The 16975-nt window shown below is 33.9% G+C and carries 12 protein-coding genes and 1 tRNA gene; 5 read left to right on the top strand and 8 right to left on the bottom strand.

Annotation, left to right across the window (positions count from 1 at the left end):
- Positions 1 to 5: 5 nt before the first annotated feature.
- Complete coding sequence (gene hutG / locus CSW08_RS05835) at positions 6 to 1001, top strand: formimidoylglutamase (protein ID WP_238987207.1); 996 nt, start codon at positions 6 to 8, stop codon at positions 999 to 1001.
- A gap of 12 nt (positions 1002 to 1013) precedes the next feature.
- Here the strand turns inward: hutG and cysK are convergent, their stop codons facing one another.
- From cysK to CSW08_RS05805, 6 genes are all read right to left on the bottom strand, one after another.
- Positions 1014 to 1922 (bottom strand): cysteine synthase A, encoded by a 909-nt coding sequence (gene cysK, locus CSW08_RS05830; RefSeq protein ID WP_106658963.1) that lies wholly within the window; start codon positions 1920 to 1922, stop codon positions 1014 to 1016.
- Between the two features lie 79 nt (positions 1923 to 2001).
- Complete coding sequence (locus tag CSW08_RS05825; RefSeq protein WP_106658962.1) at positions 2002 to 2910, bottom strand: sialate O-acetylesterase; 909 nt, start codon at positions 2908 to 2910, stop codon at positions 2002 to 2004.
- 57 nt (positions 2911 to 2967) lie between these two features.
- Positions 2968 to 3546, bottom strand: a complete 579-nt coding sequence (nadD, locus tag CSW08_RS05820; RefSeq protein WP_106658961.1) for a nicotinate (nicotinamide) nucleotide adenylyltransferase — start codon at positions 3544 to 3546, stop codon at positions 2968 to 2970.
- A gap of 3 nt (positions 3547 to 3549) precedes the next feature.
- Positions 3550 to 4122 carry a guanylate kinase gene (gmk, locus tag CSW08_RS05815; RefSeq protein ID WP_106659023.1) on the bottom strand — a complete coding sequence of 191 codons (573 nt, stop codon included), beginning with the start codon at positions 4120 to 4122 and terminating at the stop codon, positions 3550 to 3552.
- 136 nt (positions 4123 to 4258) lie between these two features.
- Complete coding sequence (locus CSW08_RS05810; protein ID WP_106658960.1) at positions 4259 to 5116, bottom strand: YicC/YloC family endoribonuclease; 858 nt, start codon at positions 5114 to 5116, stop codon at positions 4259 to 4261.
- Positions 5117 to 5183: 67 nt separating this feature from the next.
- On the bottom strand, positions 5184 to 7193 hold the full coding sequence (locus tag CSW08_RS05805; protein WP_106659022.1) for a protein-disulfide reductase DsbD family protein: 2010 nt from the start codon (positions 7191 to 7193) through the stop codon (positions 5184 to 5186).
- 254 nt (positions 7194 to 7447) lie between these two features.
- Between CSW08_RS05805 and CSW08_RS05800 the strand changes: the two genes are divergently transcribed.
- The 4 genes from CSW08_RS05800 (at position 7448) to CSW08_RS05785 (ending at position 12651) form a co-directional block, all read left to right on the top strand.
- A complete protein-coding gene (locus CSW08_RS05800; protein WP_106658959.1) occupies positions 7448 to 8242 on the top strand; it encodes a universal stress protein in 795 nt (264 codons plus the stop codon).
- Positions 8243 to 8247: 5 nt separating this feature from the next.
- A tRNA-Ala gene (locus CSW08_RS05795) sits at positions 8248 to 8321 on the top strand.
- Positions 8322 to 8500: 179 nt separating this feature from the next.
- On the top strand, positions 8501 to 10045 hold the full coding sequence (locus CSW08_RS05790; protein WP_106659021.1) for an alpha-N-arabinofuranosidase: 1545 nt from the start codon (positions 8501 to 8503) through the stop codon (positions 10043 to 10045).
- A 236-nt stretch (positions 10046 to 10281) separates the two neighbouring features.
- Positions 10282 to 12651 carry a hybrid sensor histidine kinase/response regulator gene (locus CSW08_RS05785; protein WP_106658958.1) on the top strand — a complete coding sequence of 790 codons (2370 nt, stop codon included), beginning with the start codon at positions 10282 to 10284 and terminating at the stop codon, positions 12649 to 12651.
- Here CSW08_RS05785 and CSW08_RS05780 read toward each other — a convergent pair.
- Complete coding sequence (locus CSW08_RS05780; RefSeq protein ID WP_106658957.1) at positions 12648 to 15404, bottom strand: PD-(D/E)XK nuclease family protein; 2757 nt, start codon at positions 15402 to 15404, stop codon at positions 12648 to 12650. The two genes, CSW08_RS05785 and CSW08_RS05780, sit on opposite strands and share 4 nt — an antisense overlap.
- A gap of 66 nt (positions 15405 to 15470) precedes the next feature.
- Positions 15471 to 16847 (bottom strand): OmpA family protein, encoded by a 1377-nt coding sequence (locus CSW08_RS05775; RefSeq protein ID WP_106658956.1) that lies wholly within the window; start codon positions 16845 to 16847, stop codon positions 15471 to 15473.
- Between the last annotated feature and the right edge of the window lie 128 nt (positions 16848 to 16975).

Genomic DNA, 16975 nt, shown 5'->3' with positions numbered 1-16975 from the left:
AGATTTTGAAAGCGGATTTATATCATCAAATGAATGTTAATTATCAACCTGGACAAAAGATATTTTGGTCGGGGAGATCGTCTAATCCAGATTTAGGAGCTTTATATTGGTGCCAAAAAATAGACTTCATTCATGTTAATGATCTGAATGAAGACACCAAAATAGATATCGCTTTATTAGGTTATGTTTGTGATGAAGGCGTCAAAAGAAACCAAGGCAGGATAGGGGCATCTCAAGGACCTAAAGCACTAAGGGAAAGACTTGGTAAACTTGCTGTGCATCATAATAAACATATTGCTGATATAGGTGATGTTATTTGTGTTGAACATGATATGGAATCGTGCCAAATAGCGTTATCCAAAGCAGTGAGTAAGTTAATAACTCAAAAAATATTTCCAATAGTCATTGGAGGTGGTCATGATATGGCTTATGGTCATTTTATGGGCATTTGGGACGCCGTAAAAAGTACAGCCAAAAAGCGGATTGGCATTATAAATTTTGATGCTCATTTTGATTTACGCCCTGTTGAAACCACACCTAATTCGGGAACACCATTTAATCAAATTATTTCTGAATTAAAGAAGACAAATCAATCAGTTGACTATTTTGCTATTGGAATACAGCAGCAATCTAATACCAAACAACTCTTCAGCATCGCAGCAAGCAAGCAAGCAAATTATGTGTTTAATTATGATTGTGATACATCGGTTGAAAATTTAAAAACACTAAAAAACCGTTTAATACCATTTATTAAAAAAAATGATTACTTATATATTACCATTGATTTAGACGCATTTTCATCAGCCTATGCACCTGGTGTCAGCGCGCCGTCTCCTATGGGATTTACACCTTTCTTTTTATTTAAACTATTACCTTTTTTATTTCAAACCAATAAGGTAATAACTTGTGACATCGCAGAATTAAACCCAACTTTAGATATTGATAACAGCACAGCCAATTTAGCCGCTATACTTGTAGATTTTATTGTGGGATTAAAATAAAATGTTTTTTTATTATAAAAGCCCCTCAATAGAAAGGTAACGTTCACCAGTATCATAATTTATGGTAAGAATGATTGTTTTATTATCGGCTGTTTCTAACTGTTTCCTAACGGCAGCCAATGAAGCACCTGTGGAAATACCCACTAATATGCCTTCTGTTTTTGCAATATTTTGAACTTCGGCAAAGGCTTCTTCTTTGGTGATTTTAAAAACGCCATCTAGTATTTTGGTATTCAATACTTCAGGGATAAAACCTGGCCCGATGCCTTGTAATGGGTGTGGTCCTGGTTCGCCACCAGAAATAACTGGAGAATCACTAGGCTCTACAGCTATTGCTTTTAAGTTGGAAAATTTTTGTTTTAAAATTTCCGCTATGCCTGTGATATGACCACCTGTGCCAACCCCAGTAATTAAATAATCGATGCCCTCTGGAAAATCGTTGGCTATTTCCAAAGCCGTCGTTTTACGGTGAATTTCTGGATTGGCTGGGTTGGTAAATTGGGAAGGCATCCAAGCATTTTTATTTTGGGCAACCAATTCATCTGCCTTGGCTAAAGTACCTTTGAGACCCAATTCTTTGGGCGTAAGTACCAGTTGAGCACCATAAGCGGCCATTAATGCACGTCTTTCCACAGACATAGATTCTGGCATAACTAAAGTAAGCTTGTAGTTTTTAACGGCGGCAACCATGGCCAGACCGATACCGGTATTCCCAGAAGTAGGCTCGATGATTTCCATACCAGGCTTTAAAATATGTTTCTTTTCTGCATCTTCAATCATCGCCAGCGCAATTCTATCCTTAATGCTGCCTCCCGGATTTGCTTTTTCGAGTTTCATCCACACATGGGCGTTCGGGAATAATTTGGACAATTTTACCACAGGCGTGTTGCCTATGCTTTCTAAAATAGTGTTGATTTTCATATGTAAATATTTTCAGTTTTGATAGTTAATCTAAACTAATTCAAAAGTTTAACATATCAATATTTTATAGGAATAAAATTTATTTGGAATCCAGTTTATGGAATTCATTAGCAAATTGCTCTCCAAAATCTATAAACCCAGCACTATCGTAATGCCATTTATCAGAGTATTTATAATATTTTGTGGTTCTTATAATGGCAGCATTGCCATCGGTTTTGGCAAATTTTTCTTGGGCATATTGCACCAAATCGCCATAATCCCAAACTTTACCATCGGTATCGTTAAACGAGTCGGATATTTTTCCAATTATTACTGGTAAATCATCGGTTAGCAGACTGGCACGCATCAAGTCCATCAAACGTTTTAAATGATTGTAATAGCGAAGAGCGATCTCCTCGGTTTTATCGGCATCCGATTCCCCTTGCATCCACAAAATCCCCGAAGGCACCAACACATCTTCCTTGCCATCATTATTAATGTCTTTTACTCTTAGGGCGTTTTTAATGGTTTTTAGGTAATGATCGTATTGATTGATACCGTTTTTACCATTAAAATCTGCATCCCAAGAACCAAAAGAACTGGCCGCTAAACTATCGATGCTGGAACCATTTCTAGAGTATTTAATAAGCGCGATTTTATCGTTTGGATAGAGTTCTTGCATGCGTTTGGCAAACGATAACTCAATGCCAAACCTATCAGAATATTGGTTGGTTTTGCCGTCGGTTTGAAAACCGATACCATGACCTGGTTTTAACACGCTCCAGTAACCCAAACCTCCAGATGTATCACCATCAATTACAGAATTTCCATGGAAAATATAAACATTCTTAAATGTTTGGTTCAGCGTTTTTGGTAAATCTTTATTATAACCGAATCCCTCCATATTGGACTGTCCGCCCAAATAGAACAACCGAATGGTGTCCTTTGCTTTTTGTGCAAATATGGAAATTGGTAAAACGAATAGGATGGCAAGAAATAGATTTTTCATTTTAATTAAGTTTAGTGGTGGGTTTGTTTTAAAAAATGAAAACAAACAATTTTAAGGTTACCTATAGAAATTCATATCATCTAAATACTTCCAAACACCTTGTGGCAACATGGGTTGTACGTTAATGCCTTTTTTTATGGCACTGCGAATGTAGGTGGAAGATAATTCCATAATAGGCGCCTCTACACGATGAATTTTTTTATGATTATCGAATTGGGTTTCTATAGGCCCTTCTGATATTCTTGGGTACACGTAAATATCATGGTTTTCTAATATAACCGCGTAGTTTTTCCACTTATGGAAACTCTTTAAATTGTCCTCACCCATAATCAAGCAAAAATCGTGTTGCGGGTACTTTTCCTGTAAATAGGCGAGCGTGTTTACGGTATAATTAGGTTGCGGTAAACCAAACTCTATATCGCATTGTTTCAGTTTTGGATAGTCTTTGGTGGCGAGATAAACCATTTCCAAACGTTGGTAATTATCGAGCAAGGTATCTTTCTTTTTAAACGGATTATGGGGCGTTACCACAAACCAAATTTGGTCTAAATTGCTATGCTCGGCTAAATAATTACCGATGACCAAATGACCAATATTTATGGGATTAAAAGAACCGAAATATAAGCCAACCTTCATTGTTTATGATTTTAAAAAATTACCAACCAGTGTTTCAGCTTTTTTTAAGGCGTTTTCCAAAACGTCGTTTTCAATAATGACATCAAATAAAGGAGCCGTTGCCAATTCCGCAGATGCTTTGGCAACACGCATGTTTATTTTGTCGGCACTTTCGGTACTGCGTTTTTTTAAGCGGATTTTAAGCTCGTCAATACTTGGTGGTTTTACAAAAACAGCTAGAGTTTGTTCTGGAAATTTTCGTTTGATACGTAACCCGCCAGACACATCAATATCGAAAATAACGTGTTTGCCTTTTGCCCAGATACGTTCCACTTCGCTTTTTAAAGTGCCGTAAAAATTATCGCGATAGACTTCTTCCCATTCCAAAAAAGATTCGCTTTTTATTTTAGATTTAAAAGCTTCTGTAGATAGAAAATAATAATCTTTTCCATCGACCTCTTCGCCCCGTTTTTCTCTAGAGGTTGCTGAAATGGAAAACTCTAAATTTAGGGCATCAATGCCCAATAAGTGTCTTACAATAGTGGTTTTTCCAGAACCTGATGGTGCTGAAAACACGATGAGTTTGCCTTGTTTTATGGTTTCTTGATTAGCCAAATTTTTAATTTTTAAGCACTTCGACAAGTTTTACTTGCTAGCTTCGCAACATAATATATTTTGTTTCTCGCTAATGCTCAGTGGGACATTCTATTATCTATGTTCTATTGTCTTTTTTCTATAAAACATTCAATAATTGTTCTTTTATTTTTTCCAATTCGTCCTTCATTTGAACTACGAGTTGTTGCATGGGCGCATAATTGCTTTTAGACCCAATGGTATTGATTTCCCTACCCATTTCCTGACTTATAAAGCCTAATTTTTTCCCGTTGGAATCAATTGAATCTATAGATTCTATAAAATAATTCAAGTGGTTTTTTAAGCGGACTTTTTCTTCAGTAATATCAAATTTTTCAATGTAGTAAACCAACTCTTGTTCAAAGCGGTTTTCGTCGTATTTATCTTTTAATTCTTCAATACCTTTTAGCAAACGTTCTCTAACACCTTCAATACGCGCGGGATCCATCGCTATAACTTTATCCAATAAATCGCTAATAATAACAATGCGATTATTAAAATCTTTTTCAAGCACTTTGCCTTCATTAAGACGGTAATTGTTTAAGGCACTTATACCTTTAGTAATTTCGGTTTGAATGGCTTTCCATTCTTCTTCATCAATTTCTTCGCGAACCGTATTTAAAGCATCTGGAAAACGAACCGCCATTTTTAATAGTTCCAATTCATCACCATCTACTACTTTTTTAAGCTGATTGATATATTGTTTTACAACAGGCACATTAATTTGGGTTGAGGTGTCTTCAGCAGTTACTTCAATAAAAATGGAGAAATCTATTTTACCGCGCTCTAAGGTATCGGCTAGAATTTTTCTAATATCCAATTCTTTTTCCCTGTAAATTGAGGGCATTCGGGTATTTAAATCTAAGCTTTTGCTGTTTAAGGATTTTAACTCGATGGTTATTTTTTTTGTTGGTAACTGCAAAACAGATTTTCCGTAACCTGTCATTGAATATATCATATGTGCGGTATTTAGTTACACAAAGGTAATTAAAACCTTAGGTTTATTGAACACTTAGCGCATACTTCTATGGGTTTTGCCGCATAACATCCAATCCGCATTGTAAAAATTGGGCGTATTCATCTTCATCTGGTGTGTATCCAACTGGGGAATTCAATATTTGCTTACCATCTGGACTTAAAAGCACATAATAGGGTTGTGAATTTGTTTGAAAAAATTGCGTTTGAAAATGTGCCCATTTATGTCCATAATTTTCCAGTTTTCTAGTGCCACCATTGATTCGGTTAACAAGCACTTGCTCGTCTTCCGGGAGGTCTTTTTTATCGTCAACATACAGAGAAATCAACACATACTCATTTCTTAAATAATCATCAATTTTCTTTTTAGGCCAAACATGCTCTTCCATTTTCCGACAGTTTACACACGCATATCCTGTAAAATCCAGCATAATGGGTTTATTCACTTTTTGGGCATAGGCAACGCCTTCCTTTAAATCCTTAAAACAATCTAAATTGTTTGGACATTCATTGGGATATAGAAAACTATAACCCACAGGTGGCGCCAAACCACTTAATAATGTTAAAGGCGTAAACGTGTTGGTTTCTTTATTAACCCTAAAACCAGATGCCAAGTATATGACGAAGGATGCCACTAAAACACCAGAAGCGATTCTTGAAAAAGATAATTTTTTTAAGGGCGCATCATGCGGAAATTTCATTCTTCCGAACGCATACAACGCCAATCCGGTAAAAATGATAATCCATAATCCTAAAAAGACTTCAATTTTTAATAAACCCCAATGTTGAACCAAATCAGCATTCGATAAAAATTTGAACGCTAAAGCAAGCTCGAAAAAGCCTAAAACTACTTTGGTGGTGTTTAGCCAACCACCCGATTTTGGTAATGCGTTCATCATATTTGGGAACATTGCAAACAACGCAAAAGGTAATCCTAGTGCCAATCCGAAACCGCCCATACCCGCCGTGAGTTGCCAGGCGCCGCCATCGGCTGTTAGCGAGCCCGCTAAAAGCGACCCAAGAATAGGTCCTGTACAAGAAAAGGATACCAATGCCAAGGTCAATGCCATAAAAAAGATTCCTAAAACGCCGCCAACATTTTCGCCTTTGCTGGTTTTGTTGGTCCAACTAGCAGGAATTGTTAATTCGTAATAGCCAAAAAATGAAAAGGCGAAAAACACAAAAACCAAAAAGAAAATAATATTTAGGGTAACGTTGGTAGAGATGTCGTTTAATATATCTGGATTTATGGAATCCAATAAATGAAACGGGATGCTCAATATTAAGTAAACGGCAAGTATAAAGAAACCGTACAAAATGGCTTTTGAAATGCCAGCACTTTTATTACCGCCACTTTTTTTGGTAAAAAAACTAACGGTTAAGGGTATCATTGGGAATACACACGGTGTTAAAAGTGCCAATAAGCCCCCTAAAAAACCAAGACCAAAAATACTCCAAAGTGATTTTTCTTCTTTGATTTCAGAAGAAGAAACAGTAGCATCATCATTACAAGTAGCATTGGATTTGGCAAGGTCTATAGCTGTTAAACCGTATAAAAATTGGTTTATGGAAGCATTGTCAACTTGTGTATCGGTTGTCTCTTCAGCTAACGGTTTTCCACTTAGATTAAAAACCAAAGCATCATCATTGGGTGGCAAACATCTCGAATCGTCGCAAACCATAAACTCTACAGAGCCTTTTATGGTTTCTGGTTTGTTTGTAAATGATACACGCTGTTTAAAAACGGCTTTATCTTCAAAGTATTTAATACGCATCATGAAGACAGGATCGTCTATCACATGCCCTTCATCTTCGGTTGTTTCTCCCACTAACTTATAAGACTCTGAACCTTCAAAAGTAAACGTTGTTGGAATTGGGCCATCTTCTGGTACTTTTTGGGAATACAAATGCCAACCTGATTCGATGGTAGCCGTTACCACTAAATCATATTCGGTGTCGGATATTTTTTCAACAGCCGTAGTCCATTCAACAGGGTCTAATATTTGTGAAAATCCGTTGAGGCCAAAAACAAAAAGAGCCAATAATAAGTAATATTTCATTAAGAATTGAATTTTTTCAAAGTAAAGCCTTGTATTTTTAAACCACAACGCTTTTAACATCATTATAGGAAATATAGTCGTAAATTAATTATTAAGCTAATATATAAACCGAAAATTTGTTAAAAGCAACCAAAGTTACTTTAGTAAAATAGTGGCTTGTTTAAAATTGAATTTCTTAAGTATATTTGCAATTCATTTAAATGATTACTTTTGCATGTATTAATTTTTAAAATCTATATAAAAATTCAATAAGAATGAAAAACATTTTAGTCCCATTAGGCACTTCTACAAATTCCATAAGTCATTTGCAATATGCTATAGATTTGGCCGAGAGTTTTGGGGCTAAATTATTTGTTGTACAAACGTATAATGTGTATACAAAGGCAGGAACCATGGTTAATGTTGATGCCATTTTAGCGCGAGAAAGCAAAGCTTATTTAGATGATTTGATATCTAAAGTCGATACTAAAGGCGTTGATTATATAGTAAAAAGTTTAAAAGGAGATTTAATAGATACTTTGGAATTGGTTAGCAAAGCTGCCGATATTGATTTAATTTTAATTGAACCAAGAACGAACTCCATTAAGGAAGAGGTTTTTTTAGGAAAAACATCGGGTAAGATTATTAAGCAAACTCAAATTCCAGCACTCATTGTTCCAGAAGCAACGGTTTTTAAACCAATTCATAATATATTAATGGCTGTAAAGTCTGCTATTATAAAAAAGGAAGGTGTTTTATCGCCTTTAAAACATGTAAAAGACCATTTTAAAGCAACCGTTGATTTGTTGTTAGTAAAAACACACTATTACAATGAAGGAGATTTTGATTTAAGTGACGAATTAAAGAATTTGATATCCAATACCATTTTTTCAGAAAATCCAACAACCTATCAAGGTGTTTTAGAGCATTATAGAGAACATAATCCAGATATGCTTTGTGTAGTAAGAAGAAAGCGTGGTTTTTTCAGCAAATTATGGGAAAAAAATGAAATACTCAAAAAGGATTTTAGCAGCACAATTCCTGTTTTGGTATTAAGTGAACTAAAATAATTATTGGGGATGTAGCTCAGTTGGCTAGAGCGCTTGGCTGGCAGCCAAGAGGTCGTGGGTTCGAGCCCCATCTTCTCCACTTTAAATGAAACCCAATGAGTTCTATACCTCATTGGGTTTTTCTTTATTATATTATTTATGGCACTTCTGCCTTAAAAACATTAATAACCTTTGGTTATGTTGTTTTTTTTTAATTAATTTATAAATGTAAATTCCACACTTAAAAAGTGTATTAATAATAGTAAAAAACAGATGGTTATGTTAAAATTTAAATCACTCATTTCACGATTTTTGGCAATCTTTTTTGTCTCAACGCTAAGTGTTTATTCACAGGCAGATGGCACAGTTATAACAATTAAAAGCGATGATAATGCGCCAGTAATTAACAAACATATTTACGGACATTTTGCTGAGCATTTGGGAAGATGTATTTATGATGGTTTTTTTGTTGGAGATAATTCTGAAATACCAAACACAAACGGTGTGCGTAATGATATTGTTGAAGCCTTAAAAAAATTGCAGATACCTAATCTGCGTTGGCCAGGCGGCTGCTTTGCGGATACTTATCATTGGAAAGATGGTATTGGTCCGTTAGACCAAAGACCAACGATAGTGAATACTTGGTGGGGAGGGGTAACAGAAGATAATAGCTTTGGTACTCACGACTTCTTAAATATGTGTGAATTACTTGGTACAGAACCATACTTATCTGCAAATGTGGGTAGCGGTACCGTTCAAGAAATGGCAGATTGGATTCAGTACACTAATTTTGGTGGTACGAGCCCTATGAGTGCTTTACGTGTAAAAAATGGTAGAACTGAGCCTTGGAAAGTAAAATATTGGGGTATTGGAAATGAAGCCTGGGGCTGTGGAGGTAATATGACTGCGGAATATTATGCCAATGAATATAGAAAATATGCTACATTTTTAACTGGTGATATTGTGCGTATAGCTTCGGGCGCAAGTGGCGATGACTATAATTGGACAGAAACATTAATGAAAAACATCCCTAATAGTATGTTAGGAGGGTTGGCGTTACACCACTATTCTGTAATTGATTGGAGCAATAAAGGCGATGCCGTAGATTTTACAGAAGATCAGTATTTTGGTACCATGACCGAGGCCTTGAAAATGGAGGAATTAGTTACCAAACATTCTGCCATCATGGATAAATATGACCCCACTAAAAAAATCGATTTAGTAGTTGATGAATGGGGCGGTTGGTATGATGTTGAAAAAGGCTCAAATCCAGGGTTTTTGTATCAACAAAACACTATGAGAGATGCCGTTTTAGCAGGCGCAACCCTTAATATATTTAACAATCATGCGGATAGGGTTCGTATGGCAAATTTAGCACAGTGTGTCAATGTGTTGCAGGCCGTCATTCTTACTAAAGAAGCTAAAATGATTTTAACACCAACATACCATGTTATGGAAATGTATAAAGTGCACCAAGATGCTAAATTAATTCCTATTAAGTTTGTTTCCCCTTTATATGTTTATAATAATAAATCGCTCCCAGCATTAAATGTTTCTGCTTCAAAAGACAGTAAAGGATTGGTTCATGTATCTATGGTAAATGTGGATTCTAAAAAAGAAAACAAAATTGAAATAGATTTAAATGAGCTTGGTGTGAAAAACTTAACAGCAAAAGTTTTGACATCAAAAACATTACAAGATCACAACTCTTTTGAAAATCCAACAAAAATCCAACCAGCCGATTATAAAGGTTTTGAGATAAATAAAGGAAAACTTACTGTAACCATTCCTCCTTTTTCTGTTGTTGTGGTAGAAGGGAAGTAATGAATTTATAAACTAGCCTATAAACAATTTAAAAACCCTTCTTCTAGAATTATGAAGAAGGGTTTTTTGTTAATAACTAAAGACTATTCTTTCTTAATACTCACTGTTTTAAATCGATTTCTGCAAGATATGCCGTTTAACGATTAAATTTGTCGAGGATTTTAGTAGTTTAAACAAGAAAAAGGATTTTTTAAAAGTCTTTTTTTTTATGTTTACAGTAGTTTAATGCCCCAAACATGAAACAATTACTGCTATTAACCTATTTTATAGGTCTTGGCTTATATGCCCAAGATGCTATTTATGACCCTTTAAAAAGTAAAGGACAACTTTATGAATATGCCAATTTTTACGATGCAGGCAATCTTGATTTGACGCTTAATGAGGTTTCAAAAGATTCGTTATTTTACAATAATGTATTAGAATCAGAGAACCATAGTGTCGGCTTTACCTCAAATAATTATTGGGTTCGGTTTAATATAACCAATAGCAAAGCACGCACAAGTACCTATTATCTAGAAACGGCAAGACCAGTGACTGATGTGGCTAATTTGTACCAAATTGAAAATAATAATATAAAACACTTTAAAAGTGGGGATAAGATTCCATTTAGTGAACGACAAGTAAAGCACAGAGCCACTGTTTTTAAATTAGACTTACCAGCAAATTCAACCCAACAAATTTATTTGCATTTTAAAAGCGATGGAGAAACCTTAAATATTCCTCTTAATCTCTATACCGAAACTTCTTTTTGGATGATGAATTACAGCCAACAATTGTTTCTTGGGCTGTTTTACGGATTGTTATTTTTAGCGGGCATTATTTACTTGTTTTTCTATACCAGTTTAAAGGAAAAGTCATTTTTGTATTATGGATTTTATGTGTTTTCGATTGGTTTTATGCAATCTGCGCTCGATGGTTTTATATTTGAATTCATATTTCCAGAAGGTGGATATTTAAACAGTAGGGCCGTACTTATTACAGGGTTATTGTCTAATTTTTTCTTGTTAAAATACTGTGAGCACTTTTTAAAAGTAGATGTGTTTTTAAAAGATTTTAAAAAAGTCTACAATGCTATTTATGTTATTTTGTCAGCTTTGTTCATTATGCTTTTTATAAGCCCAAAAACCTTAGAGATTGCCTATCCTTTAAGCAATTTGAATGGGTTATTTAGTTTAATATTAATTCTGTCGACAGTATTTGTAATACGTTATAAGTGCATTGCCATAGATAAGTATTTCTCTATTGGAATCTTCTTTTTGGTAATAGGTCTGTTGGGCTTTGTAATGAATAATCTTAGTTTACTTCCAAACAATTTTTATACACTGAACAGCGCCAAATTTGGTTCGGGTCTCGAGGTCATTTTTCTATCATTATCGATGACTAATTTGATAAGAAATTTAAGAATAGAAAAAGAAAACTCTCAAGCAGTGGCGCTTCAAAAATCAGAAGAAATAAGCCAGCTAAAAACGTATTTCATGTCTAACATGAGCCACGAGTTAAGAACACCTATAAATGCTATTATGGGAATAGCTGAAAATGAATTGGCTAATAGTGAAAACAATGAAACATATAAACAATTCGAAATTATTAAAAATGCATCATTAAGCTTGTTAAGTAATGTGAATGACATTATTGATTTTGAAAAAATTGAAAAGAACGAGCTTAAATTAAATTTGAATGCATTTAATCCTTCTACTTTATTACATCAAATCAGTGAAAATTGGAGTGCAGAAGCTCATAGAAAAGACTTGGAATTTAAATTTGAAATGTGTCATGACATTCCAATGAAAGTACATGGAGATGCAGAACGTTTCATTCAAATTGTAAACAACGTGTTGGCAAATGCTGTAAAATTCACCAAGGAAGGGCACATAAGCTTTAAACTTAATTGTATTCAACAGCCTAATGATATTTGTCGTTTTTCCTTTAGAATATCAGACACAGGTATTGGAATTGATCCAGAAAACCAAAAATCAATTTTTGATAGTTTTAACCAAATGAGACTTAACCACCAGCGAGAATTCGGTGGTATTGGTTTGGGTTTAACCATTGTAAAACATTTAGTTGAACTTTTTGGGGGTACTATAGTATTAGAAAGTAAGCCCAATAAAGGCACAGATATATTTATAGATTTGCCATTAAAAAATGTCGCCGTAAAAAAGGAAGTCGCCTATAAGGTTCCTAAAAATAAAAGTGCAATACAGCCTTTACATGTTTTGGTAGTTGAGGATAATAAGCTTAACCAGATGGTCATGCGTAAAATTTTGGGAAGGTTTACTCATGTTAGTTTTACCGTTGTTGATAATGGGCAGGAAGCATTAGATGCCTTAAAAAAAGATGTTTATAATCTAATTTTAATGGACTTACAGATGCCTGTTATGGATGGCTATGAAGCCACTAAAATTATTAGAAGTGGTGAATTGGGTGAACGTATCGCTGCCATACCAATTATTGCCGTAACTGCAGATGCCATGCAAGAAACACGCCAAAGGGTTATCGATTTTGGGATGAACGATTATATGACCAAACCTGTCAATAAAGATTTGTTATTAGATAAAATGAGCGTTTATACAACTAAGATACATGTGAAATTAAAAACAGCTTAAATCTCCTTTTCTATAAAATCAATTGTAGGATTACAAATCTCAATAATTAGTTTTTTAAGTTCTTCATGAAAAGCATCTAAAGTATCTTGGGTGATTAAAAATTCTTTTTTTGCACCATTTCCAGATTTATCTTTTTTTGCAAACTTTAAAAATCCGGAATTTAAATTTTTGAATGACATGATGCCTGCTTCAACAGGAAGTTCAATATCACCAGATAGCTGCATCATGTAGGCATAAGATAATATTTGAAAACTTTTGCTGTACGAATCAAAATCGGTGGTTATATCTTCCCAATTAATAATTTCAACCTGGTTTTGTTGTACGTTTCCCGTCTTGTAATCGATAATTCTAGTAATACCATTATATTCGTCAACACGGTCTACTTTTCCCTTAAGATTTACAGTAAAATGGAGTTCAGGGATATTGATTAAAACGGTTTTATTAGCTTCAATGGCAACTATTTTTATAGTATTCCCCACTTTTAAATCTTCTATTTCTAAGTCTAAAAAATTAGATACATAACGTTTGGCAATTTCAAAAATAATCAAATTTTTACCTTTTGTTATATCTCCTTCTTTGTAAATTTTTTTGAAATGATTTATTACCGTCTCTGTAATGTGGGACTTTAATTTCGACACTAATTCAACAGATAAATAAGAGCCAATTAAAGGCTTGTAAAAATCTTCTAATGTATTATGTACAACGGTTCCTAAGGTATTGGCGGCAACGGTTTCTTCGGCATCTTCATATTCTTGAATACCCAATATTTTTTGATTGTAAAAATCGATTGGGTTTCTTATGTAATTAGTTAATGATGATGGTGAAAATCCTTTTTCAGCTAGTTTAATGAGTTTTTCAATTACATCATTGCTTTTCGAAACCGTATTTAAAACGTTTTCTATTATGGGCACATAAGGCGTAATAATTTGATGATTTATTTTATGGATACCTTCCAATTCTAGCTGAGTGATAAATCTACTTTTTTCACCTCCAGTTAAAACATCCGCCTCGGTGTTGTACAAAATATGTATATTTTTCGCTCGTTGTAAAAGTCTGTAAAAGTGATAGGTGTAAACAGCATCTTTTTCTTTGTAAGTAGGTAATGTGTTCTCTAATTTAACATCATAAGGGATAAAAGAATTGTTGCTTTTGCCTGACGGAAGGATGCCCTCATTTACGGATGAAATGATAACGGTTTCAAAATCCAAAGCACGGGATTCCAACATACCCATAATTTGAAGACCTTGTAAAGGCTCTCCTTGAAAATCCAAAGTTTCAGAACTTAACAATTCTTTATAAACGTTATGCAAGGTTTGTATGGTTTTAATGTGATTGTATTTTGAGTTTAATAAAGACAATTCATTAAATAGCACATTAAAACGGAACAAATATTCTAAAGAAAGCAGGTTTGATGCTTTGTTTTTATCTAATGCATTTTTAATAGTTAAAATTAATTCAGAACAATTTTTTAACGTTGAATCAATCGTATTCCAATTAGAAAATAAAAAGTCTATAAGTTTAACATTAGTATTTGAAAGGCTTTTTAAGCGTTCCGGTGAAATATAAATTAAATTGTTTTCATGAATGGTATCAATCATTTTAGACGCATAATCAATATCATTTACATAAAATAACGGTCTTATAAACGGATGCGAAATAATGGTAACAACATCTTTGAAATAAAACGTATGGGATGCTTTTTTGTGAATGTGAAACAGTTGTTCAAACAAAGTTGCCAATGGAATGGATTTTAAGGGGAAGCCCATAGTAATATTCAAAGCATCAATGTTTTCGGGCAATGAATTTAAAATAGGCATAAGCAGACTTTCATCACCCAAAACAACTGCGGTACTATTTAAATTGTTCTTTTCTTTTTTTAAATTGTCTAATATAAAACCAATGTGTTTTGCTTGCCCAATATTTTTTGGAATGCCATAAACAGATACGCTTTTTTCTTTGGAATAATTATTCGTAACCCAATTAAATGGGTTGTTTTTATAGTAATGCCATTTAAATTTATAATCTCTAGTAAATAATGCGGCATCATGCCTGCCATTATTCATAAAGCTGGCATCTATGTCCCAATAAATTTTAGCTAAATCATTTTGAAGTAATTCTTGTATTATGGTTTCTTCGGAAGTATTAAGTGCATTAAATCCCAAGAAAATATGCTGTTTTTTACTATTGTTTTGAATATAAGCCTCTAAATTCTCCACAGCTTCTCTATAAACAAGACCTTGATATCCCATTTTTTTGTTTAAAAGCTGTTTTGTAAAATGTAAATAATAATTATAAAGTTGATTCCAGAACAACAAATAATTTTTAACAAAATCGGTTTTTGGCTCTTCTAATGACCAGTGTTTTAAATCTTGAATAGCACTTAAATAAGTGAATATTTTTTGTTGAGGAATTAAATAACGGTCTATTTCATTAAAATCTTGAAGTAAAATTTGTGCCCATTTTGAAAATATTTCGAATGAATCTTTTTCTTTGTCCTCAGTCATCACATTATAAACATCATAAAACTCAAAAAGAAGTTCTGTGTTTGAAATGGTTTTTAGTTGAGACAGTTCTTCCGTAAATTCTTCAATGCTAATAATGGAAGGAGCAAAAGCAGTTTGCTCATTTACTTTATAAAGTTGATGTTTTAAAAATAGCCCAGCCCGTTTACTTGGTAAAACAAAGGTTAATTCTGAAAGATTTGTACTTTGGTTTTTTAAATCTTTTAATACATCAAAAATGAAAGTTGTCATCTTATAAAAATAAAAAACGCTTCGGATATCCGAAGCGTTTTTAAAAACTTATTTATCGTTTATAACTTATTTAACTAAGTTGATTTCAACACGTCTGTTGTTAGCTCTACCTTTACTAGTATTGTTAGTATCGATTGGGCTACCTTCACCATAACCTTTAGATGAAAGTCTGAATTCATCAACACCATGACCAGTTAAGTATTCTTTAACTGATAAAGCTCTTGCTTCTGATAAAGTTTGGTTTAATGCATCGCTACCAACACTATCAGTATGGCCTTCTACAGTAAACTTAGCAGTTGGATACTCATTAAGTATTTTAATGATATCACCTAATACAGCTTCAGATTGAGTTTTGATGCTTGATTTACCAGTATCAAATAAAATTGTTTTAGCGTATTCATTCAACGTTTTTTGAACTTCTTCTGAAACTTCAGGACAACCGTTGTTTGCAACAGTACCTTTAACGTCTGGACATTTATCATCTTTATCTAAAACACCATCACCATCAGTATCTGGCCAAGGACAACCACCGTTAGCAGCTGGACCAGCAACATTAGGACATTTATCATCACCATCAGTTACACCATCACCATCAGCATCTGGACAACCAGCTAAAGCTTTTAAACCAGCAACAGTTGGACATTTATCATCTTTATCTGGAACACCATCACCATCAGTATCAGGACAACCATTAAACTCGGCTAAACCAGCTTCGTTTGGACATGAATCTTTGCTGTCTTCAATACCATCGCCGTCAGTATCAGGACAACCATTAAATGCAGCTAAACCAGCAACATCTGGACACGCATCATCTTTGTCAAAAATACCATCACCATCAGTATCAACTCCACCAAACTTGATAGAGATACCAGCAGAATGTTGGAAATGTGTTTGTAAATAATCTTCGAATGCATGTTTGTAAGAAGATTGAAGAGTTAAACCAATGTTTTCGCTGAACCAAATATTTAAACCTACGGTTCCATTAACTGTCCCAGCTCCAATATCATCAATCCAAGTGTAACCACCACCAACTCCTACATAAGGATCTAAAACAGTTCCTTCTAAGAAATTGTACTTAATGATACCATCAAAAGCATAGTAAGATAAATCAGAAACTTCGTTTGTTGTGTCTGGGTTAGTACTTATATCTCCCCACTTCGTTATTTTGTTGATAGATCCACCTAGGCCTAATGAGAAACCATTACCTAAGTATTTAGATACAGTAATTGTAGATAAAGAAGGTAAAATATTCCAATGGTCTTCAGCATTAAAATATTCATCACCAAAAGTGTCACTAAATAAACCTCCATCACCAGAAGGATATGCATCTACTGCATTTGCTCCAATAAAAATTTGCCAGGGGTTGTTTTTGTCTTGTGCGTTTGAGTTACTAATAGCAAATACCAGTAACATAGCTAATAATAATCGGCTAAGATTTTTCATATTCAAAAAGTTTAATTTTAAGTGTTAATTGAAACAAAAGTAAGTTGTTAAATGTTATTAACAAAGACAAATATATAAAAAAATGATGATTTTATATTATTTAGGCCAATTTGAAGATGAATTTCCGT

It is taken from the genome of Confluentibacter flavum, from assembly GCF_002843175.1.
GTDB classification, from domain to species: Bacteria; Bacteroidota; Bacteroidia; order Flavobacteriales; family Flavobacteriaceae; genus Confluentibacter; species Confluentibacter flavum.
This window is presented reverse-complemented; position numbering and strand designations above follow the sequence as displayed.